Genomic DNA, 21,964 nt, shown 5'->3' with positions numbered 1-21,964 from the left:
CGAATCCCGACAAGGAGATTGGCGTCCATGGTGAGCATAGTCAGCGTCGCGAAAGTGGCGGGGGTTTCCAACAAAACTGTGTCTCGCGTCATTAACGGCGAACCCTATGTGACCGAGGAAACAAGGGAGAGGGTCGAAAGGGCAATTCGAGACCTCGGATATGTGCCGAATATGGCGGCGCGCCAGATACGCTCAAGTCGCTCCAACACATTTGGTATCATCGCTGACTACGTGTCGACGACGCCTTATTCAGTGGATATCGTTCGCGGGATCCAGGATTGGGCTAATGCTAACGGCAAGACCATTCTGATGGCAAATACCGGCGGCGCGTCCGAACAGGAAATTAAAATTTGGAAAATGTTCCAATCGCACCGCATTGACGGTGTTCTCTATGTAACGATGTACCATCGCATCGTTGACCCCGAAGTCGGCGACGTCGCTATCCCCACAGTCATGATCAACTGCCGACCAAAAACGAGCGAATTGTTGCCGTCGATCGAACCCGATGACTATCAGGGTGCGCGAGATCTGACCCGCTATCTGCTTGAGCGGGGTCATCGAAAGATCGGCTACATCCGGCTCAATCCGATTTTGCTTGGTGCGGAACTGCGCCTCGATGCTTTCCGCAAGACCGCTGGAGACTTTGGCCTTGCGGACAGTGACCTCACGATCCGCCTTGGAATGGAAGGACCCGTCGGAGCAGAGAAGAACTACGTTTTTGCTGCCGCCACCGAGATGCTTCAACAAAAGGATCGACCGACCGCAATCATGAGCGGCAACGACGAAATGGCGATCCAAATCTATATCGCGGCGATGGCCTTGGGTCTTCGGATTCCCGAGGATGTCAGTATTGTCGGTTTTGACGATTTCCGGACAGTTTCCCTGGCGCTGAGGCCGGAGCTGACCACTGCCGCCTTGCCATATTACGGTCTTGGTCTGCAAGGGGCTGAATTGTTGAATAGCGTGGTGGCGGGAAGCGAAGTTTGCCCGAGCAGTCGAGTTATGTCCTGCAATTTGGTGGAGCGACTTTCGGCGTCCTCCTTGTAATCTGACCTCATGCGCGAGAGTGTCTGGTCGAGCAAGCAAGCTTTCGTAAGAACATGGCGTGACGGTGACATCCGGTAAACCCGGAGCGGTTCACTTCTTCTGGGCTTGACGCCAAATCAAAGTTACTTAATCTAAGACTCTGCAAGCCCGCTTGGAGGAGGGGCCGGGCAATCGCGATGTCGGTCGCGCCATCTTCATCTCCCCCAAAACCATGACCACGACCTCAAAAGCATGACGACAAGATTGTCAGCCGTCGATTTTCAACAGGATAAGCCATGCCTCTGACCATTGCCCAGCGCCTCGATCGTCTGAAAGTTCGCATTGCCGAGTTGGCGCATTGGCGGGATCGACAAAGTGCTGCGATCGACGGCTGGACTTTCGAGGGCGAGCCGATCGGCCATCACCAGGATTGGCCGCACCGCCAGGCAGTGGTGCATTTTGCCGCGACCGCTGAAGCGCCGGAGGCGTGGCCTCTGGCAGATATTCGCCTGCAGCTCGATCTCGGCGGCGAGAGCCTGATTACGCTGAGCTATCCCGACGGCGAGACGGAAACATTCGGTCTTGATCCCTATCACCAGGAATTCCCGGTGAAGGGCCGGCGCTTCTCCATCGCAACGGAAACCGTCGCCCGCTTTCCGTTCGGCGAGCCCAATCGAGCGCCCAAACTCAACAAGGCCCGGTTTATCTGGCTCGATGGTCCCGCTCACCGCCTGCATCTTCTGTTGAAGCAGGTTGCCGAGGCAATCGATGCGCTCGGCGAGCATGAAGTTGTGCCGCACCTGATGGATGCCGCCGAGCATGCGTTGCGCAGCCTCGACTGGCCGTCGGATACGGCGGCTTATATCTCCCGCACGTCAGGCGCCGTCATGCAGCAGAAGATCTGGGAACTGCCGGAGCTTGAGGTTAATCCGGCAGGCCTCACGGATGAGCAGAGCGCTTCGGCAACCACGGCCTTCGAGGCTCTGACGGCGCGGTTGAAGGAGCTGCAGAAACCCTTCCCGCCGAATGGAGAACTGCTGCTGACGGGCCATGCGCATATCGATCTCGCCTGGCTTTGGCCTTATCGCGAGACGCGCCGGAAAATGCGGCGCACCTTCAACACGGCTCTGTCGCTGATGGAGCGCTCCGACGATTTTCGTTTCAATCAATCGACCGCTCATTATTACGCGCAGATGGAAGAGGAAGACCCGGAACTTCTCGAGCGCATCAAGCAGAAGGTCGCGGAAGGAAAGTGGGAAACCGTCGGCGGCATGTGGGTGGAGCCCGACACCAACATGCCGACCGGCGAAAGCCTCGCCCGTCAGGTCCTCTATGGCCAGCGTTATTTTGAAAAGACCTTCGGCACCCGCCACACGGTCTGCTGGCTGCCCGATTGCTTCGGCTTTTCAGGTGCGCTGCCGCAAATCCTGAGACAGGGCGGCATCGACAGCTTCTTCACGATCAAGGTCAACTGGAGCGAGACCAACCATATTCCCTCCGATCTCTTCTGGTGGAAGGGTCTCGACGGCAGCCGGGTGCTGACCCACACGTTCGACAATCCGATGCAGGGTTATAACGGCTTCGTGCAACCCGATTGCTACGTGCCGACATGGAAGAATTTCCGCGGCAAGACGCAGCACCATACTTCGCTGCTGGCCGTGGGCTATGGCGACGGCGGCGGCGGCGTCACGCCGGAGATGGTCGAGCGCGAAGTGCAGCTGCGCGATTTCCCGGCAATTCCGCAGGCGCGCTGGGGCACCGTCAAAAGCTTTTACGAGCAGGCGCACCGCACCGCAGGCGAAAAGAACCTTCCCGTGTGGGACGGTGAAATCTATCTCGAACTGCACCGCGCCACACTGACGTCGCAAAGCGGTGTCAAGCGCAAGCATCGCCAGGCCGAACGGGCGCTGATCACAGCCGAAACAATTGCTTCGCTGGCGCATATGCTCGGAGCAGACAGGCCCCGAAGCCTCGAGGCGGATTGGCGCGTGGTTCTGAAAAACGAGTTCCACGACATTCTGCCGGGCTCGAGCATCCGTGAAGTCTATCAGGATGCGGAGCAGGAACTGGGGGGCGTCATCGAACATGCCATGGCCGAACAGGCGATGGCATTGCAAGCGCTGTCGGCCAAGCTGCCGAAGGGCGGGGTGGGCGATGTCCTCGTCGTCGTCAATCCGTCTCTTGCGCCGAGGCCGCTCAGCGCAACGCTTTCCGACGGTACGGTCGTCGCGGCAGCCGATCTCGTCGCGCCCTTGTCCGTCGCGGTCTTCGACAAGGGCTCGCTCAAGCCGGCGGGCGGGCTAAAGGCTAGCCCCGACCGTCTCGAAAACGACCACCTCGCGGTCGTCATTGGCAAGGACGGAGCGGTTGCGAGCCTTATCCACAAGGCGACCGGCCGCGAAGCGGTCGATGGTTCGGCAAACCAGCTCTGGGTCTATCCGGCCGACAAGCCGCGCAACTGGGACGCTTGGGATATCGACGCGGATTATGCCGAAAAGGCCGTCCGCCTCGATGCGCCTGATGGTATCACCCTCGTGGAAGACGGCCCGCACCGCGCGGCGATCCGCGTCGTTTACCGCTACCGGAATTCGAGCGTCACGCAGACCTATGTGCTGACGGCCAACGCCAGGCGGCTCGACATCGAAACGACGATCGACTGGCATGATCGCCGCACGCTGCTGCGCACCCTGAACCCGGTCGCCGCGCAGGCCCGCAAGGCGACCTTCGAATGTGCCTTCGGCATCGTCGAGCGGGCAACGCACACGAATACGTCCTGGGAGCAGGCGATGTTCGAGGCCGTCGCGCACCGCTTCGTCGATATCAGCGAGCCGGATTTCGGGGTGGCGCTGCTCAACAATGCCAAATACGGCCATAGCGCCCGCGGCAACGTGATCGGCATGAGCCTCGTGCGCGGGCCGATCTATCCGGATCCGCTGGCCGACGAAGGCGAGCAGAGCTTCACCTATGCGCTGATGCCGCATGAAGGCGCCTGGCATGAAAGCGGCGTTCTCGACGAGGCGACCGATCTCAACCAACCGCTCGTCTCGGCTGAATCCAGCGGCCTCTCCGCCGGCACTTTTGCGCCGCTTGCGGTCACCGGCATCCCCGTCGCATTCTCAGGCCTAAAGCCGGCGGAAGAGGGTGATGGGCTTATCCTACGCCTCTACGAACCGGCCGGCCGGCGCGGCAGCCTCGCCCTTAGCCTGCCTTCCGGATGGGCAGCATCGCAGCCGCTGAACATTCTCGAAGAGCCGATGGAGCGGAAGGGACCTGCCGACATCATGCCGTTTGAAATCCGGACTTGGAAGCTGCAGAATGGCTGACGCCTGACGCCATACGTGCCGGGAATCGAATGGCCTATGGCAAGCATGTAGCACGGTGATTTCAAGGACTGGCGGGCGCTTCTGAAAGCGGCCGCGATCCCCCAGAATTGGATGAGACGCCAGCTGCATCCAGCGGGCGAAAAGCGTCGGGTCGGGCGGCCAAATTCGCAACTACAAAATCCACGAAAGCGCGGACTTTTGGTGAAAGCTGACGATTGGACGGCCAGACGAGCGAGAGCGAGCCGTACGGCACCATGAAGGAGGTCAGGACAGGGACCAAACTTCCGGTTCGCATATGGGGCTCTGCGACGTAGACAGGCAGGTGCGCGATCCCCAAACCGTCCCGCGCTGCCCGCAGCCCTGCGTCCGTATTGTTGAATGTAAGGCTTCTTGGGAAAATTACCCGATCGTATGGCGAGCGGAATGTCCATGGTGCGAGCCGGCCGTTGGATGGGTATTTGAAGTGAATGCAGGCATGTTGGGAGAGGTCATCCGGCGTCTCCGGTTGTCCATGGCGCTTGAAATAATCGGGACTTCCGCAAACGACGAAATGCTGGTTGCCAAGATGGCGGGCAATCAATCGAGCATCGGCGAGCTCGCCACTCCGCACGACGACATCCAGGCCCTCCGCCACCAGGTCTATCACCTTGTCTTCGAAATCGATGTCCAGTTCGATCTCCGGAAATTGCTCGGCAAAAGTGGGTAGAACCGGCATGAGAAGGTGATGCCCGACAATATGCGGTACGCTGACGCGAAGGCGTCCCCTTGGACGTTCCCGGCTTCGTGAGATTGTGGCTTCTGCATCATCCATGTCGTCGATGATGCGTTTGTAGCGCTCGTAGAGGACCGCTCCTTCTTCAGTCAGGCTGATACTGCGCGTTGTCCGGTTGAAGAGCCGCACGCCCAGCCGGCTTTCGAGAAGCGCCACCGCCTTTCCGATCGCGGACGGCGAAACTCCGGCAACCCTGGCAGCTGCGACGTAGCTCTGCTGTTCGACGGCGTGAACGAAGGCGACAACGCTCGCAAGACTGTCCACATGAGCACCTGATTGAAGATATTTTATCCTTTATGTACGGCCACGAGGTGCCATTGATCAATATTGCATAGGAAATATCCTCGGTTCCCAGCGAATAACAAAGAGTGAGCGGTATGCGGGACTATGCAAAAGAAAGACCCGACCACACGGGAAAATACGTCGGAGAGAATGACCTATTTCTCGAAATATTTGATGCGCACAGCGCTTCGAGGCAGTCCGTTCGGCCGCCTTTGCTCTTCGTCCACGGCGCCTTTACCGGGAGCTGGATGTGGAGCAAATATATTCCTCATTTCATATCGGCTGGATGGAACTCTTATTGCATCAACCTGCGGGGTCACTACAAAAGCAGGTCGGTGGATTTCACAAAAATCCTGTTTGAAGATTACCTGGAAGACATCCGGCTGGTGATCACCGAAATCACCAAAGAATGTGGAACCCCGCCCATCGTGATCGGATTCAGCATGGGCGGAATCCTGAGCCAGAAACTGGCGGAAAGTGTGAAGATTGCCGGGCTGGTCTTGATCGATTCCAGCATTTGCAAGGAAGTGCATGCGGAGGCGCCCTATCGCGATCTCGCGTTGCGAATGCCCGGCCTCGTCGTGCCTGCTCCCGTGCGCGACGAGCAAATCAGTGTCGATGAAACATTCGAGGATATCGAATTCCAGCGGAATTACCTGTCCATGGAATCTGCAAAGGCGTTCAGCGCATTTTCCTTTCATTTCGGGGCGGAGGGGATTTCCATCAGAGGCGAGAAGATCGCCTGTCCCAGCCTCGTCATTTGCGCGATCAGCGACGAATCCGATGAACATCGAGGCCGAGCGACAGCACGTCACATCGGCGGCGAGTATCTAGGTCTCTGGGGTACGACACACACAGGTCTGCTTGTCGGCCAGAGGTATTACGAAGCCGTAAGCCGCATTATGGCCTGGTTGGCACGCTTTGATAGATGATAGATCTTCCGATAGAGCGTCATCCGCGACCGGCTCCCCAGCGCAGAGTCGCAAGCCAAAACTCAATCCTCCAAACCAAGGCTCACCAGCAAGCGGTCGACATAGGCTTCCAACCCGCCGACCATATCGAAGCGGGTGGGATCGCGCAGCCAGAGCATCTGAAGTCCGTCCATCACGGCGATCAGCTCGGCCGCCATCGCCCTGCCATCAATCTTGCCGTCTATCGAGCCATCGGCGACGGCTTGGTCGAAGGTGGCGGCGATGTCGTTCTGCAGCTGGGTGGCACGATCGAGAAACCATGCCTTCGCCGGGTGATCCTTCATCAGGCTCTCGGCATTCAGGATGGCGAAGGTCCTGATGACCTCGATCATTTCGGCGTTGCGGCGAAAGACCTGGACCATGCCCTTGAGCAGGCCGCGGAGATCGGAACGATGGGGCCCGATGAAGCTTTCACATTCGAGATCGCGCTTGTCCAGAATGGCAAGCAGGAGATCGACCTTGGTCGGGAAATGGTGCAGCAGGCCCGGCAGCGACAGGCCGACGTCGCGAGCCACATCGCCGATGGCGGCATTCTGGTAGCCGTCTTCGGCAAAACGTCGCATCGCAGCCGACAGGATCTCCGTGCGGCGCGCTTCGCCCTTGCGAGATCGGCGCCATCGCTTTTCGTCCTGTCCAGTCTTCGATTCGAGAAATTCTGCCATCGTCTCTTCCATCTGCTCTTTCTCCCGCCCTCCATCCATACATCACGGTTCGGCAGTTGACATCTTAAAAATACCGAGTAATCGGTAGGTTTAAGAACTGCGTGGCGCGTGGAGACGTTGGCGTCGCCGCCGGATGAATTGCCACCTGGCATGCTCGGCCAGCACTTCGCAATGCCCGAATTCCGTTGAAGGAGAGGTTTGCATGATCGATTCAATTCTCGACAAGATGACGCTCGAGGAGCAGGTCTCGCTGCTGTCCGGCGCCGATTTCTGGACGACTGTTCCCGTCGAACGTCTTGATGTGCCGAAAATCAAGGTGACGGACGGGCCGAATGGGGCTCGCGGCGCGGGTTCGCTGGTCGGCGGCGTCAAGGCGACCTGTTTTCCTGTCGCCATCGCGCTCGGCGCCACCTGGAATCCCGATCTCGTCGAGCACATGGGCGTGGCGCTTGCCCACCAGGCAAAGAGCAAGGGTGCAGCCGTGCTGCTCGCGCCCACGGTGAATATCCATCGTTCCGGGCTCAACGGGCGAAATTTCGAATGTTATTCCGAGGATCCGATGCTGACCGCGGAACTGGCCGTTGCCTATATCAAGGGCGTGCAGAGCCAGGGGATCGCCGCAACCATCAAACACTTCGCCGGCAACGAATCCGAGATCGAGCGGCAGACCATGTCTTCCGATATCGACGAACGGACGCTGCGCGAAATCTATTTTCCACCCTTCGAACAGGCGGTTCGCCGCGCCGGCGTTATGGCCGTCATGTCTTCCTATAACCGCCTCAACGGCACCTACACGAGCGAACATGCGTGGCTGCTGACCAAAGTGCTGCGAGAGGGGTGGGGATTCGACGGGATCGTCATGTCAGACTGGTTCGGTTCGCATTCGACGGCCGAAACGATCAATGCCGGGCTTGATCTCGAAATGCCCGGTCCGGCGCGCGATCGCGGCGAGAAGCTGGTTGCGGCCGTGCGCGAGGGCAAGGTCGAAGCCGCCACGGTGCGCGCGGCGGCACGGCGCATTCTGCTGCTACTCGAGCGGGTCGGCGCGTTCGAGAAGAAGCCCGACCTCACGGAGCGGGCGGTCGACCTGCCGGAAGACCGGGCGCTGATCCGGCGTCTCGGCGCAGAAGGCGCAGTCCTTTTGAAGAACGACGGCATCCTGCCGCTTGCCAAGACGTCGCTCGACCGGATCGCCGTCATCGGACCCAACGCGGCGAGCGCGCGTGTCATGGGCGGCGGCAGCGCGCAGATCGCGGCGCATTATACAATCAGCCCGCTCGAAGGGATTCGAGCCGCCCTTTCCAATGCCAACAGCGTCAGCCACGCCGTCGGCTGCGGCCATAATCGTCTGATTGAGGTGGCCAGGGGAAAGATCACCGTCGAATATTTCAAGGGGCGTGGTTGCCGGGGCGCTCCGCTCCATGTCGAGACCGTCGACAAGGGTGAGTTCTTCTGGTTCGAGCTGCCGTCGGGCGAACTCGACCCCACCGATTTCTCGGCGCGGATGACGATGCAATTCGCGCCGGAAGAGAGCGGCGATCATGTCTTCGGCATGACCAATGCCGGGCTGGCGCGGCTCTTCGTCGATGGCAGGCTCACAGTCGACGGCCATGACGGCTGGACACGCGGCGAGAACTATTTCGGCACGGCCAATAACGAACAGCGCGGCACGGTGGCGCTCGATGCGGGCAAGGCCCATACCGTCACCGTAGAGTACGACATGCCCGTGGCGACGGGGGACGGGATCAACCTCACGGCCATTCGCTTCGGCGTCGAAAAGCCCTTGGGCGAGGCCGATATGCAAGAAGCCGTCGAGACGGCGCTGAATGCCGATGTGGCGCTTCTCTTCGTCGGCCGCGACGGCGAATGGGATACTGAGGGCTTGGACCTGCCCGACATGCGGCTTCCGGGCCGGCAGGAGGAAATGATCGAGCGCGTTGCGGCCGTCAACGCCAACACCGTGGTCGTGCTGCAGACCGGTGGCCCGGTGGAAATGCCGTGGCTCGGCAAGGTTCGCGCCGTGCTGCAGATCTGGTATCCCGGGCAGGAGCTGGGTAATGCCGTCGCTGATGTCCTGTTCGGCGATGTCGAGCCCGGCGGACGCTTGCCGCAGACATTCCCGAAGGCGCTTGCCGACAATTCCGCAATAACAGGCGATCCAGCCGTCTATCCGGGTAAGGATGGGCATGTGCGCTACGCCGAAGGCGTATTCGTCGGCTACCGTCATCACGATACGTACGCTGTCGAGCCGCTCTTCCCCTTCGGTTTCGGCCTTGGCTATACGCACTTCAGCTGGGGCGAGACGCGTCTTTCAGCCAGCGAAATGGGTGCCGAAGGCGTGACTGTCAGCATCGATCTGACCAATATCGGCGACAGGGCCGGGTCGGAATTGGTCCAGCTCTATGTGCGTTCGCCAAAGTCCAAGGTGGAGCGGCCGGACAAGGAGCTGCGCGCCTTCGCAAAACTCTCGCTGCAGCCCGGCGAGACCGGCACGGCCGAATTGAAGATCCTGCCACGCGATCTAGCTTATTTCGACATCGAGGCCGGCGCCTTCCGCGCTGAGGCCGGCGAGTACCAACTGGTCGTGGCGGCCAATGCCACGGATATCAGGTTCGTCATCGATCTGCCGTCACCACGCGCCTATCTGCTGCCGCCTTCGCAGTAGGCCGTGGTCGCACACGGGAAAGGCCGCCATGTCGTCGTCGCGGTGGGACGACAGCGTCGGAGACGGGATGAAGAATGTGCGAGGCGAAGATCGCCTCGATGACACCGTCCGGAGGGCTCGTGCTAATGCTTTTGCCGGTCATGAACTTCTCCCAAAAATTTCCACATAAACGAGAACATCTTCAGACACCATTCGATTTAGGTGAAGGAAAACAGCGGTTAACAGGCTTGCAGCCCGCCTCAAGCCTCGCCCAAACTTTTTTTGGATGTCCTCTTGAATCGAAAAACGCCCGAAACCAGATCATTTTCGTCGACAGCGCAAAGACGGGTCGACCAGACCGGGGACGTGTTTTCGACGCGTCTCCATTCCATGTTGCTTTACGGAGGATATGGCTATGAGAAACGAACTTGACTTCGCACCCCTTTATCGGTCCAGCATCGGCTTCGACCGGGTCTTCAACCTCTTGAACAATGCGCAGCGGCTGCAGGCGATCGAGACCTGGCCACCCTATGATATCGTCAAGACGAGCGAAGACGACTATCGTATCCAGATGGCAGTCGCCGGTTTCGCCGAGTCCGATCTGGAGATCACCCAGGAGCGGAACGTGCTCGTGGTGAAAGGCCAGAAGGCCGAAGGGAAGGATGGCGAATATCTGCATCGCGGCATCGCCGGGCGCGCGTTTGAACGTCGCTTCGAACTTGCGGACCATGTCAGGGTCGAGAATGCGTCCCTGACGAACGGTATTCTCTCGATCGCGCTGAAGCGTGAGGTGCCGGAAGCCATGAAGCCGCGCAAAATCGCCATTGGAGACGGCCCCTTTCAGCAGGCGCCTCTTCAGATCGAAGGCGAGCGCCAGGTGGCTTAAGGAGGGCTTCTCGATGAAGTCTCGGAAAAAGCCGTTCACGGTCGAAATCAGAAAGCGCCGCGGGAAAAGCGCAAAGGACGCGGGAAAGCGTGTACTCTCCAAGCTTCTTGACAAGCTCCACTCCGGAGCCTCTATCCCGGTAGCGCGATCCTGAATTGAGTTGGATCCAGGAGGGCCGGCTTGGTGGCCGGCCCTTTTGACTGGCGGTCCTATGCGACGTCGTCTTGCCGCGAATTGCGTAGCTTCATCCGCTTTTGCGCGATGGGCATCGCGAAGAGATCAGACGGCGTCAGGCTGCTTGCGGAGGTTGGAGACGACGCGCCGGTTCTGCACTTTGCAGGAGCGCTCCGTGCAGTCGCGGACTTCGCGTTCGTTCCCGTAACCCTTGGCCCACATGCGCTTTGGGTCCACGCCCTTCGAGACAAGATAAGCCATCGCGGCATCGGCGCGCTTGTGCGACAGCATCTCCATTTTGGATGCGGATCCTGAATCGTCGGAGAATCCCTGTAGCTTGAGCATCCAGGTCGGGTTGTTGTTGAGCCAGTTGGCTTGGTTGTCCAGGGTCGCCATGGCGACGGAATCGAGCTTGGCAGAGTCCTGTGTAAAATATATCCGTCGGCCGACATTGAGGATAAAATCCTCCTCGCTGCCGGCCGCGACGTTTTCGAAACCAGGCGCCGGATCGTTCGTCTGGCCGGTCATTGGCGCCGCCGCAGGTTCTTCCAGCGAGGCCAGTTCGGTGGTGGAGCAGGCGGCAAGCGCCAAGAGCATTGTCGCGGCAAGAAGGCGCCTGGTAAATCCGGTCGCAATTGAGATCAAGGTGATATTCCTTATTCGGCCGGGGTTGTCTGGCTGACCTGGGTGGCGCTTTCAGCCTGGTCTGCAATATGCGGCAGAACCTGCACCGCAGTGCCGATGGGGCAACGCTGGTAAAGATCGATGGCGTCTTCGTTAAACATGCGGATACAGCCGCTGGAGGCATCCTTGCCAATGCTCCACGGCTCCAGCGTGCCGTGGAAGCGATAGCCGGTATCGACGCCGTCGCGATGCAGGTACATGGCGCGGGGACCGAGTGGATTTTTCGGCGAGCCTCCCGCCACGAATTCGGGCAGTTCCGGATGGCGCTTGCGCATCTCCGGCGGCGGCGTCCAGCGCGGCCACAGCGATTTATCGTCGATCGTGGCGCGGCCAAACCATTTGAAGCCCTCGCGGCCGACGCCGACGCCATAGCGGATGGCCGTCTTGTTCTCCATGATTACGTAGAGAAAATGGTGCCTCGTGTCGACGACGACGGTGCCGATTGGCTCGCTGCTGAAATATTTGACAACCTGGCGGTGCCACTGTCTGTCGATCTTGGCGAAGTTGGTCCTTCGGAACGTCACGCCATTGTCGACGGTAGTGCCGTCGAAATAGGAAGACGCCGTGGCAAATGCCGGTTTCCGGACCGCACCGGCGCCAAGTAACGCCAAACCACCCAGCACAATATTTCTGCGAGTCCACGGCATCGGCAATATCCCCCTTAAAGCCAAGCAGCGAAGCGTCAGTAAATCAGATTTTTCATTTGCCACAACAGAAAAATCATCTCCTCCCTAAAGGCGGAGATCGGTTCACGAGCCTCCTGTGTCTGGTATTGCCCCATCGTTACTCTGGAATGCCGCGGCGCTTCGAGTTAAAGGGCCGGGCATTCATCTCCTCTGAAGATCGGCATGTACTCTTTCCGCAACCACCTGCGAGCCGATGCTCTTCACACGCGACAGTTCCGTTTCTTGTGCAAATGCAAATGCCTCCACAAGATCACAAAGCATCTCTCGCGCCACGCCAGGAACCACATGATGGGGTAAATGCCCGACACCTGCCAGCAATCTGACGACCGGCCCCGGATGCTTCCTGCAAAGCCAATCAATATGCCAGTTCGGTGAAATCACGCGGTCCGCCATGCCGAAGAGAACGTGCAGGGGAAGATCGCCAGGCAGATCTGGAAGGCGTTCCATGTCTCCGTTGAAGGCGCGCAACTCGTCGGCCATCGTGCGGATGGTAATCGGATTGACCACGTGAGAGGCCGGCAGGTCCGCGAGATCAGAAGGCAGGGGATTGGGAAAAGAGGACGACCTCAGACCTCGATCGAGAAAGAATGCGGGCCACCGGCCGATGACGTGCCGGCGGATCAACGGCCCGACCACCGGAGCGACCGCCGATCTAAGCACAATCAACGGCTTCGATGGCACAGGCGCGCAACATGGGGAAATGAGAAAAAGTCCCCTGACGAGGTCTGGTCTTCTTGCAGCAAGGTGTAAGGCCGCTGCGCTGCCGATCGAGTGCGCGACGATCCTGACCTCCGGCAGGTCGAGAGACGCGAGAAGGCGCTCAAGCCAGAAGGACTGTCCCTCAGGTCCACGCTCAGCCGGTGCAGGTGGCGTGCTCAGTCCATAGCCAGGCCGGTCGGGTGCAATGATCCGGAAATCGCTGTTGTCGAAGGCGAGCAAAATTTCCTGCGCAAGACTGCCGCAGCCATGCAGGAGGACGACTGGAAGGCCATGTGGGTTGCCTCCGTCAAGGATGTGAACATCCTGATCTTCGATATGAATTGTTGTTCCGAGCCTCGGCTGGACTGATTGGTTCATTAACATGAGCCGAATAACAAAAATCGGAAGAAGAAGTTCCGGTCGGTTGCGAGACGGCGCGTGCGGATCGAGCCATCAAGACAGGATGGAAGGGAGGTCCAGCACTGCTGCCGCATCCGTGCTATCATCATCATCGCGGTCTCGAAGCGGAAAGATCGAATGCTCCTTCAGCGTGTCAGTTTTTATGTGCTTCTGGTCCTCGTGACCATTGCGTTCGTTGCCATCGTGCTACCGTTTTATTCAGCAGTATTCTGGGCAGTCGTCCTCGCCATCATCTTCTTCCCGCTTCACGCCCGTATCGAGGCCCAGTTGGGTGGACGGGCAAACCTTGCTGCAGCCCTCTCCGTGCTGGTCTGCCTTTGCGTCGTGATCATACCGGGGTTGGTGGTCCTCAGTTCACTCGTCCAGCAGGGCAACCTTCTCTACCAACGCATGGACAGCGGCGAGATCGATGTCCGGAGCTTTGTCCAGAAACTGCAAGAAGCAATGCCCTTGTTCCTCCGCGACTGGCTCCGGAGGATCGAGTTGAATGGCGTCGGTACGTTTCAGGACCGCGTTTCCTCGGCATTGATGCAGGGCGGGGGCTTCTTTGCCGGGCGTGCCTTGAGCCTCGGTCAGAACACCCTGCGGTTCTTCGTCACCTTCGGCGTGATGCTCTATCTCCTGTTCTTCATGTTCCGGGACGGGCGCGCCCTTGCCCGCGCCATCAGAAGAGCGCTGCCTCTCAGCGATGCTCATACACTTCGCTTCACCTCCAAATTCACTTCGGTCGTTCACGCGACCGTGCGAGGCAATATTATCATCGCCATCATCCAGGGTTCGATCGGCGGCATCGCCTTCTGGGCTCTCGGCGTCGAGCCAGCCCTGCTGTGGGGCGTGCTGATGAGCTTCCTGTCGTTGCTGCCTGCGGTCGGCGCCGCATTGATCTGGGTGCCCACGGCCATTTACCTGGCCCTGGCCGGTTTTTGGGTGAAGACGATTGTGCTGGTTGCGGTCGGCGCCCTCGTCATAGGTGTTGTCGATAATCTTCTGAGGCCGTCCTTGGTCGGCAGGGAGACCAAGCTTCCCGACTATGTCGTCCTCATTTCCACCATTGGCGGCATTTCTCTCGTGGGCATCAACGGTTTTGTGATCGGGCCGTTGATAGCCGCTCTCTTCATCGCCGCTTGGGGAATTTTCGTGGAGGAGGAGGGCACGTCGGATTCTTGACGAAGCGGCCGGTGCATTTAACGATGCCTTCCGGAACTTTCATCTCCCTGAGTGGTTCAACAGGTTCGAACCATCATCATGGAGGTGAAGCCATGAGCGCTTCGGGTGTCGCCGTCTTCGATAAGACGCTGCAAACCACAAATATGTGGCTCGACGATCTGATGGCCAACCAGGGACCTGATCGGCAGCTTGCCTGGCATGTGCTTGGCGCGGTTCTTCATACGTTGAGAGATCGTCTGCCGATCGATCTGGCTGCGCACCTGTCGGCACAGCTTCCACTCCTCGTGCGCGGCGCCTATTACGATCGATACGATCCTTCCAAACAACCCGTCCGCTCCCGTTCCCTGGATGAGTTCCTGGAACAGGTGAAGGACGAGCTCTCATCGACGCGTCCGGTAGACGCGAAGGAGGCGGTGCGGTCAGTTTTCCGGGTGCTTTCCCACTATATCGATCCGGGCGAGGTGCGGAAAGTGCGCCACGGGCTGCCGGCAGAAGTCCAGGCGCTCTGGCCGGATCCGGATATTCGCCATTAGGGCCTCGAGAGAGTGGCAGGAGCCGCAACCACATCGTTTCGGAAACGACTCTCACCGGAACATTCGACGTCCATTAACCGCAAAAGGCAGGAGGAAAGACCATGAAAGTGTCAGAGATCATGTCGCGCGACGTAGAAATCGCCAACCCTAATCAGACGATAGCCGAAATCGCGAGATGCATGGCCGACAGGCAGATCGGCTTCCTGCCGGTCGGCGACAACGACCGGCTCGTCGGAACCATCACCGACCGCGATCTCGTCGTGCGCGGGCTTGCAGACGGACTCGGGAGCGATGCAAAGGTGCGCGAAGTCATGACCCGCGATGTCAAATATTGCTTCGAAGACGACGATGTCGACGACGTGACGCGCAACATGGGGCAGGTCCAGGTCCGCCGCCTTCCCGTCGTCAATCGTGACAAACGCCTCACCGGCGTCATTTCGCTCGGCGACGCCTCCCTGGCGAACACCGCCGCCGCGGGAGCCGGGTTGAAAAAAGTCTCCCGTCCGGGCGGGGCTCATGCACATTAGCAGGAGGAAGGGGGCAGCGTCGAAGATCGCGTCTCTCTGACCAAGTTGTCGCTGCCCGAAGCGGTCTGTTGCCAGAACTCACTGGTTTTGCGGCTTACCGCGCATCGCCCATGTACGATCGCGGTGTCGACATTGCTGATTCGCGCCCGATCTGAAGGCCTGCGTTTCAAATAGGCACGCCGCCAACAAGATATACTTCGGTCGTGGCCTTCCTCTTCTCGATCGAATGTCAGGGGGCAAGGTCCATGAGCACAGTTCCGCTCCTGAAATCGACGGGCAAAGAGATGTGTTCGTGCGTGATCAGCCATTTGCTGTTTGAATGTTGGCAGCAAACGGTCGAACGCAGCCAAAATTCCTGCGGTCCCGACAGCTTGGTGTTGCCCTTGTCCTGGTGAAGCATATGCGCAAAGGCGACATCCGCGTTTATCGCGATATTCAAATCGCGGGTTTCCAAGCCGATCGGGCCTTTATATTCATTGAACCACCGCACAAAATTACTCCGGACCGCCTCAAATCCGATAAAGCGGAGAGGCGGCACGACATCGAAGTAGACAATCTCGGGGGAATAGAGCGACATGAGCCGATCGATATCCTTTGTCCGGCATGCCTCGACTCGACTGTCCAAAAGCGCTCTGAACTCGAATTCTGCTGAAGCCATTACGCACTCCATACGTGTGAACTGACCAATAGACCCTCTCTTTGGTGGATCGGCGGATGGGCGCATGTGTTTCGTCACGAACGCCGGGTGCTGTTCAAAGTTCCCGCAATTCCTTCGCCCGGACGGCGCGAGGACGTTATTCCCCGGCTTCGCCCGGAAACAGCGTCTTCAATCTGTGCTCGGCCGCTGCCCAAGCTCGAACGTGATAGCGCCGCAGAAGCAAGACGCTAGGGCGAAAACAGAAACTCCGGAAACCACGCCGAGAGCCACCCCTGCATGGATGAGCGATGTGACCGCTATGCCTGTGAAGACGCCTGCGATTGCGCCATCGATCGTGCTTACCATTCCGGCCGTCGTTACGAAGAACTGCCACGGCGACGGCCTCAGTCCCTTGTCGACGAGCACGGCCGAGCGATCATCGTGGGTGGAATGGATCAGGTACTTCCGCATGGCGGGCGCCAACTCGGCATAATAATGCCGGATCCGGGCCATGCCGCGGGCATGCACCATGTCCTCGATGGCGACCTGCACGGTGCGCACGAAAGTGACAAGACCGATGAAGAAGAGGCAGGGCAGCAGGATCAGGCTGAACAGCACGAAAGGCGTGCCCATCTGAGTGACTTGCGCGACGAAGGCGAGAGCGATCGTGCCGCTCGAAACCGATGTCAGGAACAGATTGGCGCGCTGATTGGCCTCCTGGATCGTGGCTGCACGGGCAGTCTGCAGCACGAAATGCTCCGTTGTCATGCACTGCAGGACTTGTTCTGCATCATTGCTATCATCCGCCATCCCATTCTCCTTGCGCGGGCTCAACAATCATCCCATCAAAATCGACTGCGATCGGCGTGTCGCGTTTATTTACATCGAAATCTCACGCCAGTACGCTCCGGGAGGGACCGCCGAAACGGTGCAGCTCGACGGCCGAGAGCCGTCGCGACCTTATCCTTTGCCGCATATCTTGGGAGAACGCCGAGAGCCCCAATGTGTTGCAACTGGCCTGGGAGATTGCTGCATCTCGGGACAATTCTCGTTTCTGCCAGCCAACGAAAGTTGCTTTCGTGCCAAGTCCAAGCGCAGACTGCTCGCAGCAAACTCAGGGGAAAAGATCGGGGAGTTCGGAACGTGCGATGCGTCGCAACCTGACCGCTTCTGCCATGTCTATCGAGCGATAGGGAAACCGCAAGCGGGTGCCCACGGGTCCCCAATTGCCGATCGCACTCAGAAGCTTGTCGAGAGCGGCGTTCGAATAGCCGAAATCCTGCCGAAACGGGACGATATGCGCGTCCATAAACGTGCGGATGCGTTGCTCCAGATGGAGTGCGGCGTCGATATCGTTTCGCATCGAGACCGTCCAGATCTGAGCGCCGCGGGGATTAAGGCAGGCTACGTTGGAAAAAGAGCCTGCTGCCACACCTTCCCTCGTGCCGGTTGCGAGATGATGGCCGGGGACGAAGAGCGAAAGCCCTGACAGATACAGGCGTGCCTCGGCATACCAGGAACCGTCGCCGTCCGCGAGCTTGATGCCGATCACCTCAGGCACCGCCGCGCAGACCGCGCCCAACTCCTTTGGCGCCAGTACGCGTTTTGCGTGCGGTGGATTGTAGAGGATGAGCGGAATACCGTCGGCAGCCTCAGCCGCTCGTTTCAGGAAATCGATCGCTTCGGCATCGGTGAGCGGCCACCAGTCCGGCAATATGAGCTGAAGGGCACGGGGGTCGAGCGCGGCGGCACGGCGGACGCGATTGAGCATGATCAGCGGGTCGGGCTGGCAGGCGCCGATCACGAACGGCATAGAGGAAGCCTTGCAGCGTTCGGCTAGCATTGCCTGGATCGTGTCGAACTCCGCCTCCGTCTGATTGTGGAATTCGCCGGCAGTGCCGTTCGAATAGATACCATCGACACCGGCATCGATGAGGATGTCGATCTCCTCGCCGAGCTTGTCGAATTCGATGCTGTCGTCGGCTGCGATCGGCAGAAGCAGGCTCGCCCAATTTCCGCCGATGGCGGGATGCGGCGTCTTTGCATTCATCTCTTGTTTCTCCGATGGATGACGGATCAGTTGAGGTCGTCGCGGATGCATGCCTTGAAGTGGCCCGGCGCGATTTCCCGCAATTGCGGAACGGCGCCGGCGCAAGCATCGAGCGCGCTCGGACAACGCGTGCGAAAAACACATCCGCTCGGAGGATTGGCCGGACTTGGAATATCGCCTTTCAGGATCTGCCTGTTACGGCGGGCGTCCGGATCGGGCGAGGGAATCGCCGAGAGCAGCGCGCGCGTGTAGGGATGCTGCGGTCTCGCATAGAGATCGGCACTTGGTGCGATTTCCATAATGCGGCCGAGATAGAGCACGATCACCCGGTCGCAGATATATTCGACGACGGCGAGGTCATGCGAGATGAACAGCATGGTCAGGCCAAGCTGCTGCTGCAGATCGCGCAGCAGGTTGATCACTTGCGCCTGGATCGATACGTCGAGTGCCGAAACCGGCTCGTCGGCGACGATGAATTCGGGCGACAAGGTCAACGCCCGGGCAATCCCGATGCGCTGGCGCTGGCCACCGGAAAATTCATGCGCGTATCGATTGATCGCATCGGCGGGCAGGTCGACCTGGGTCAACGCCGACTGCGCCCGTTCGAGCCTGTCGCGGGCGGTGCCGATCCCCTGGATCTTCAGGCCTTCCGTCAGGATCTCGCCAATGGTCATGCGCGGCGACAGGCTGGCGAAGGGGTCCTGGAAAATATACTGCATGCGCGGCCGTTGCCGTCTGAGCGCCGAGGCGGAAAGCGCTGTGAGTTCCGTCCCGTCGAAACGGACGCTGCCGGACGACGGTTCGACGAGGCGAAGGACGGAACGCCCGATCGTGGTCTTTCCGCTGCCGGATTCGCCGACAAGCCCGACGACCTCACCCTTGCCGATATCGAAGGAGATGCCCTGGAGAATGTTCAGCCGCCTGCCGCGGGAGGTATAATGTTTCGAAAGGTCGCGGACGGAGAGCAGCGGTGCGCTCATCTAGATCTCCTGCCATCTGATGCAGCGGCTGCGGTGCTCAGGATTGACCTGTTCGAGCGCAGGAACCGCGGCGCGACAGGCATCGATCGCGAACTTGCAGCGCGGGGAAAAGGCGCAGCCGCTCGGCATGTTCATCAGGCTCGGGACCATGCCGGGAATGGCCGCAAGCTTTTCGCCGGCCTGCTTCATTCGCGCGGCATCGCCGAGGCGCGGCATCGAAGCGAGAAGGCCCATCGTGTAAGGATGCTTGGGATTGCGGAAAACCTCGCCGACCAGCCCTTCTTCGACGATCCGACCGGCATACATCACCGCGACGCGATGGGCGATTTCGGCGACGACGCCGAGATTGTGGGTGACGAAGAGCATGGCCATGCCGCGCTCGCGCTGCAGCTTGAGGAGCAGGTCGAGAATCTGCGCCTGGATCGTGACGTCGAGCGCCGTGGTCGGCTCGTCGGCGATCAGCAGCGCCGGATTGCAGGCGAGCGCCATGGCGATCGTCGCGCGCTGCCGCATGCCGCCCGACAGTTCGTGCGGATATTGGCCGGCGCGGCGTCGGGCGTCCGGTATGCCGACGCTTTCAAGCAACGCGACGGCTGCGTCCATCGCCGCCTTGCGGTCGCTATCGCGATGGATGCGGATCGGCTCGGCGATCTGGTCGCCGATGGTGAAGACGGGATTGAGGCTCGACATCGGCTCCTGGAATATCATGCCGATGTCATCCCCCCTGATCCTGCGCATGCTCTCTTCATCGAGGGAGACGAGATCGCGGATCACACCGTCGCCCGTTGCAAGGCGGATGCTGCCTGCGGCGATCACGCCGATGTTGCGGGTGAGCAGCCGCATGACCGACAGGCTGGTGACCGACTTGCCGGAGCCGGATTCGCCGACGAGCGCGAGCGTCTCGCCGGCGGCAACGCTCAGGTCGATATCGTTGACCGCCGTGATCTCGCTGCCGCGGATGCGGAAGATCGTTCGCAATCCTCTGATGTCGAGTACGGGTTCGGCGGTCTGCTCCATCAGCCGGCTCAGTTCAGCAGGCCGGTTGCACGCAGGATCTCGTTGATCCGTGCCGTTTCGGCATCATTGAGAGAGGCACGCGGCCGCGGCATGACGGCGGAATCAATGATGCCGAGGCTACGCATGGCGGTCTTGAAGGCGCCGATGCCGGCTGCGCCGCCGCTGACGCGGCCCTGCGCGACCCAGACGATTTCGAAGAGGCGGCAAAGCCGCTCCTGCTCCTTCCTCGCGGCGACCCAGTCGCCGCGCTGGGCAGCATTCCAAAGCCTGATATAGCCGTGCGGATCGACATTGGCGATACCGGGGACAACGCCATCGGCGCCCATCAAAAGGGCGGTGTCGACGACGATCTCGGAGCCGGTCATCAGGAAGACGTCCCTATGCTCGGCAAGATCGAGGAGCGCGTAGCGGAAGTTGCCGTCGTCGCCGCTGGAATCTTTCAGGCCGATAATGGCGCCTTCCCTGGCAAGCGTGACGACCGTCTGGCGCTGCAGCTTGATATGAACGCAGACAGGAATGTCGTAGGCGACCAGCGGAACATCCACTGCGTCGCGGATATAACGGAAGTGGTCGAGGATCTCGGACTGGCTGGTGACGGTATAGAATGGCGCCGTCACCACGACCGCATCGGCGCCGGCGGCCTTTGCGACCTTCGCATGGGCGATGACGCGATCCGTGGTCGGATCGATGACCCCCACGATTAGCGGCACCCGGCCATTCACCACCTTGGCCGAATGTTCGATGATGTCCCGCCGGGTCTTCTCATCGTGGAAGATCACCTCGCTCGTCGAGCCGAGCACGAATACGCCATGGCAACCGGCATCGATCAGATGCTCGAGCACGCGTGTATAGGATGGGTAGTCGACGGTGAGATCCGGATTGAGCGGTGTTACGACGGGAGGCACGACACCCTTGAATTTGGTCATTTTCGCTTCTTTCGATTGTCAGTTCAGTTCGGCACGCGGGTCGAAGGCATCTCTGAGGCCATCGCCAATGAAGTTGATTGCCAGGACGGCAAGGATCAGCGCGGCGCCGGGGAAGAGCCATTGCCACGGATATTGTTCGAGCACGGCGGTCGAGCGTGCCGCGTTCAGCATGTTGCCCCAGCTTGCCGCCGGCGGGGCAATGCCGAGACCGAGAAAGGACAGCCCCGCCTCGAGCAGGATGGCATTGGCGATCTGCAGCGTTGCATAGACCACGAGGATATCGATCGAGTTCGGCAGGCCGTGGCGAAAGAGCAGATGTCCGATGCCGGCGCCCATGCCGCGGGCGGCCATGACGAAGTCGCGTTCACGCAATTCCAGCAGCCGCGAGCGGATCATGCGCGCCAGCAGCGGCCAGGAGAGCAGCGAGATGACGAGCACGGTCGGCCAGATGCCGGTGCCGGCAATCGAGGCGAGCACAAGCAGGAAGATGACGGGCGGCAGGGTCATCACCAGATCGACAAAGCGCATCGAGACGGCGTCCGTCCAACGTCCTGCAAGCGCCGAGATTGCCCCGAAGAGAAAACCGATGACCGCGGAAAGCGCGGTCGATGCCACGGCGACCAGCAGCGAAATCCGGCCGCCTTCAAGCACGCGCGCGAAGACGTCGCGACCGACGCCATCGGCGCCGAACCAGTGCGTTGCCGTCGGGCCGCTATTCATGGCCAGAAGATCGATGTCGTTCGGCCGGAAAGCCCACCACAGCGGATAGGAGAGGATCAGCAGCAGCATCGGAATGGCAATGCAGACGCCGGCAACGGCGGCGCGATTGAGCAGAAACCGACTGAAGGCGCGGGCCAGTGGTCCGGGGCTCCGGCGTTTTGAAGAGCGTGCCAGCATG

The 21,964-nt window shown here is 60.0% G+C and carries 20 protein-coding genes; 8 read left to right on the top strand and 12 right to left on the bottom strand.

The genetic code is table 11. The features are described from left to right. The first annotated feature begins 27 nt into the window (after positions 1-27). Both ACIPSK_RS08155 and ACIPSK_RS08150 read left to right on the top strand, forming a co-directional pair. Positions 28-1,047 carry a LacI family DNA-binding transcriptional regulator gene (locus ACIPSK_RS08155; RefSeq protein WP_162115865.1) on the top strand — a complete coding sequence of 340 codons (1,020 nt, stop codon included), beginning with the start codon at positions 28-30 and terminating at the stop codon, positions 1,045-1,047. 275 nt (positions 1,048-1,322) lie between these two features. After that, the gene (locus tag ACIPSK_RS08150) at positions 1,323-4,349 is read left to right on the top strand and encodes an alpha-mannosidase (RefSeq protein ID WP_446532840.1); all 3,027 of its coding nucleotides are present in this window, start codon (positions 1,323-1,325) and stop codon (positions 4,347-4,349) included. Between the two features lie 61 nt (positions 4,350-4,410). Here ACIPSK_RS08150 and ACIPSK_RS08145 read toward each other — a convergent pair whose 3' ends face one another. Continuing rightward, the gene (locus ACIPSK_RS08145) at positions 4,411-5,385 is read right to left on the bottom strand and encodes a LysR family transcriptional regulator (protein ID WP_446532839.1); all 975 of its coding nucleotides are present in this window, start codon (positions 5,383-5,385) and stop codon (positions 4,411-4,413) included. A gap of 113 nt (positions 5,386-5,498) precedes the next feature. Between ACIPSK_RS08145 and ACIPSK_RS08140 the strand changes: the two genes are divergently transcribed. Further along, positions 5,499-6,335 carry an alpha/beta hydrolase gene (locus ACIPSK_RS08140; protein WP_170259437.1) on the top strand — a complete coding sequence of 279 codons (837 nt, stop codon included), beginning with the start codon at positions 5,499-5,501 and terminating at the stop codon, positions 6,333-6,335. Positions 6,336-6,397: 62 nt separating this feature from the next. Here the strand turns inward: ACIPSK_RS08140 and ACIPSK_RS08135 are convergent, their stop codons facing one another. Beyond that, the gene (locus tag ACIPSK_RS08135; protein ID WP_222351012.1) at positions 6,398-7,036 is read right to left on the bottom strand and encodes a TetR/AcrR family transcriptional regulator; all 639 of its coding nucleotides are present in this window, start codon (positions 7,034-7,036) and stop codon (positions 6,398-6,400) included. A gap of 202 nt (positions 7,037-7,238) precedes the next feature. On the opposite strand from ACIPSK_RS08135, the gene ACIPSK_RS08130 reads away from it, so the two are divergent. Both ACIPSK_RS08130 and ACIPSK_RS08125 read left to right on the top strand, forming a co-directional pair. Continuing rightward, a complete protein-coding gene (locus tag ACIPSK_RS08130) occupies positions 7,239-9,701 on the top strand; it encodes a glycoside hydrolase family 3 C-terminal domain-containing protein (protein ID WP_446532838.1) in 2,463 nt (820 codons plus the stop codon). A gap of 394 nt (positions 9,702-10,095) precedes the next feature. Next, positions 10,096-10,566 carry an Hsp20 family protein gene (locus ACIPSK_RS08125; protein WP_446532837.1) on the top strand — a complete coding sequence of 157 codons (471 nt, stop codon included), beginning with the start codon at positions 10,096-10,098 and terminating at the stop codon, positions 10,564-10,566. Positions 10,567-10,845: 279 nt separating this feature from the next. Here ACIPSK_RS08125 and ACIPSK_RS08120 read toward each other — a convergent pair whose 3' ends face one another. The 3 genes from ACIPSK_RS08120 to ACIPSK_RS08110 form a co-directional block, all read right to left on the bottom strand. Next, positions 10,846-11,337 (bottom strand): OmpA family protein, encoded by a 492-nt coding sequence (locus ACIPSK_RS08120; RefSeq protein ID WP_206119651.1) that lies wholly within the window; start codon positions 11,335-11,337, stop codon positions 10,846-10,848. A 59-nt stretch (positions 11,338-11,396) separates the two neighbouring features. Beyond that, positions 11,397-12,071 (bottom strand): L,D-transpeptidase, encoded by a 675-nt coding sequence (locus ACIPSK_RS08115; protein WP_170255645.1) that lies wholly within the window; start codon positions 12,069-12,071, stop codon positions 11,397-11,399. Positions 12,072-12,251: 180 nt separating this feature from the next. Next, positions 12,252-13,187, bottom strand: coding sequence for an alpha/beta fold hydrolase (locus ACIPSK_RS08110; protein ID WP_246732705.1), 936 nt, complete (start codon positions 13,185-13,187; stop codon positions 12,252-12,254). A gap of 159 nt (positions 13,188-13,346) precedes the next feature. Between ACIPSK_RS08110 and ACIPSK_RS08105 the strand changes: the two genes are divergently transcribed. The 3 genes from ACIPSK_RS08105 to ACIPSK_RS08095 all read left to right on the top strand — a co-directional run bounded on the left by ACIPSK_RS08105 (position 13,347) and on the right by ACIPSK_RS08095 (position 15,456). Continuing rightward, positions 13,347-14,396: an AI-2E family transporter gene (locus ACIPSK_RS08105; RefSeq protein WP_446532909.1), complete on the top strand. Its 1,050-nt coding sequence runs from the start codon at positions 13,347-13,349 to the stop codon at positions 14,394-14,396. A gap of 92 nt (positions 14,397-14,488) precedes the next feature. Further along, a complete protein-coding gene (locus tag ACIPSK_RS08100) occupies positions 14,489-14,929 on the top strand; it encodes a DUF2267 domain-containing protein (protein WP_170255549.1) in 441 nt (146 codons plus the stop codon). A gap of 101 nt (positions 14,930-15,030) precedes the next feature. Then, positions 15,031-15,456: a CBS domain-containing protein gene (locus ACIPSK_RS08095; RefSeq protein WP_170255550.1), complete on the top strand. Its 426-nt coding sequence runs from the start codon at positions 15,031-15,033 to the stop codon at positions 15,454-15,456. Positions 15,457-15,685: 229 nt separating this feature from the next. Here the strand turns inward: ACIPSK_RS08095 and ACIPSK_RS08090 are convergent, their stop codons facing one another. The 7 genes from ACIPSK_RS08090 to ACIPSK_RS08060 all read right to left on the bottom strand — a co-directional run bounded on the left by ACIPSK_RS08090 (position 15,686) and on the right by ACIPSK_RS08060 (position 21,963). Next, entirely contained in the window at positions 15,686-16,114 is a 429-nt protein-coding gene (locus tag ACIPSK_RS08090; RefSeq protein WP_446532836.1) for a YybH family protein, read from the bottom strand. 168 nt (positions 16,115-16,282) lie between these two features. Further along, positions 16,283-16,903 carry a hypothetical protein gene (locus ACIPSK_RS08085; RefSeq protein ID WP_446532835.1) on the bottom strand — a complete coding sequence of 207 codons (621 nt, stop codon included), beginning with the start codon at positions 16,901-16,903 and terminating at the stop codon, positions 16,283-16,285. A 304-nt stretch (positions 16,904-17,207) separates the two neighbouring features. Continuing rightward, positions 17,208-18,143 (bottom strand): dihydrodipicolinate synthase family protein, encoded by a 936-nt coding sequence (locus tag ACIPSK_RS08080; protein WP_446532834.1) that lies wholly within the window; start codon positions 18,141-18,143, stop codon positions 17,208-17,210. Positions 18,144-18,169: 26 nt separating this feature from the next. Then, on the bottom strand, positions 18,170-19,123 hold the full coding sequence (locus tag ACIPSK_RS08075; RefSeq protein ID WP_446532833.1) for an ABC transporter ATP-binding protein: 954 nt from the start codon (positions 19,121-19,123) through the stop codon (positions 18,170-18,172). Continuing rightward, a complete protein-coding gene (locus ACIPSK_RS08070) occupies positions 19,124-20,140 on the bottom strand; it encodes an ABC transporter ATP-binding protein (RefSeq protein WP_446532832.1) in 1,017 nt (338 codons plus the stop codon). Positions 20,141-20,148: 8 nt separating this feature from the next. Beyond that, positions 20,149-21,066, bottom strand: a complete 918-nt coding sequence (locus ACIPSK_RS08065; RefSeq protein ID WP_446532831.1) for a dihydrodipicolinate synthase family protein — start codon at positions 21,064-21,066, stop codon at positions 20,149-20,151. Between the two features lie 18 nt (positions 21,067-21,084). Continuing rightward, a complete protein-coding gene (locus ACIPSK_RS08060; RefSeq protein WP_170255557.1) occupies positions 21,085-21,963 on the bottom strand; it encodes an ABC transporter permease in 879 nt (292 codons plus the stop codon). Between the last annotated feature and the right edge of the window lies 1 nt (position 21,964).

The sequence above is a fragment of the Rhizobium sp. LARHSG275 genome (assembly GCF_052871115.1).
Note: the sequence above shows the minus strand (reverse complement) of the source record. Positions and strands in the feature narration are given on the sequence as shown.

Bases quoted from the DNA above. Each gene is read 5' to 3' on its own strand.
- ACIPSK_RS08155 (WP_162115865.1), top strand. From the start codon at position 28: ATGGTGAGCATAGTCAGCGTCGCGAAAGTGGCGGGGGTTTCCAACAAA.
- ACIPSK_RS08150 (WP_446532840.1), top strand. From the start codon at position 1,323: ATGCCTCTGACCATTGCCCAGCGCCTCGATCGTCTGAAAGTTCGCATT.
- ACIPSK_RS08140 (WP_170259437.1), top strand. From the start codon at position 5,499: ATGCGGGACTATGCAAAAGAAAGACCCGACCACACGGGAAAATACGTC.
- ACIPSK_RS08135 (WP_222351012.1), bottom strand. From the start codon at position 7,036: ATGGCAGAATTTCTCGAATCGAAGACTGGACAGGACGAAAAGCGATGG.
- ACIPSK_RS08130 (WP_446532838.1), top strand. From the start codon at position 7,239: ATGATCGATTCAATTCTCGACAAGATGACGCTCGAGGAGCAGGTCTCG.
- ACIPSK_RS08125 (WP_446532837.1), top strand. From the start codon at position 10,096: ATGAGAAACGAACTTGACTTCGCACCCCTTTATCGGTCCAGCATCGGC.
- ACIPSK_RS08120 (WP_206119651.1), bottom strand. From the start codon at position 11,337: ATGCTCTTGGCGCTTGCCGCCTGCTCCACCACCGAACTGGCCTCGCTG.
- ACIPSK_RS08115 (WP_170255645.1), bottom strand. From the start codon at position 12,071: ATGCCGTGGACTCGCAGAAATATTGTGCTGGGTGGTTTGGCGTTACTT.
- ACIPSK_RS08110 (WP_246732705.1), bottom strand. From the start codon at position 13,187: ATGAACCAATCAGTCCAGCCGAGGCTCGGAACAACAATTCATATCGAA.
- ACIPSK_RS08105 (WP_446532909.1), top strand. From the start codon at position 13,347: ATGCTCCTTCAGCGTGTCAGTTTTTATGTGCTTCTGGTCCTCGTGACC.
- ACIPSK_RS08100 (WP_170255549.1), top strand. From the start codon at position 14,489: ATGAGCGCTTCGGGTGTCGCCGTCTTCGATAAGACGCTGCAAACCACA.
- ACIPSK_RS08095 (WP_170255550.1), top strand. From the start codon at position 15,031: ATGAAAGTGTCAGAGATCATGTCGCGCGACGTAGAAATCGCCAACCCT.
- ACIPSK_RS08090 (WP_446532836.1), bottom strand. From the start codon at position 16,114: ATGGCTTCAGCAGAATTCGAGTTCAGAGCGCTTTTGGACAGTCGAGTC.
- ACIPSK_RS08085 (WP_446532835.1), bottom strand. From the start codon at position 16,903: ATGGCGGATGATAGCAATGATGCAGAACAAGTCCTGCAGTGCATGACA.
- ACIPSK_RS08080 (WP_446532834.1), bottom strand. From the start codon at position 18,143: ATGAATGCAAAGACGCCGCATCCCGCCATCGGCGGAAATTGGGCGAGC.
- ACIPSK_RS08075 (WP_446532833.1), bottom strand. From the start codon at position 19,123: ATGAGCGCACCGCTGCTCTCCGTCCGCGACCTTTCGAAACATTATACC.
- ACIPSK_RS08070 (WP_446532832.1), bottom strand. From the start codon at position 20,140: ATGGAGCAGACCGCCGAACCCGTACTCGACATCAGAGGATTGCGAACG.
- ACIPSK_RS08065 (WP_446532831.1), bottom strand. From the start codon at position 21,066: ATGACCAAATTCAAGGGTGTCGTGCCTCCCGTCGTAACACCGCTCAAT.
- ACIPSK_RS08060 (WP_170255557.1), bottom strand. From the start codon at position 21,963: ATGCTGGCACGCTCTTCAAAACGCCGGAGCCCCGGACCACTGGCCCGC.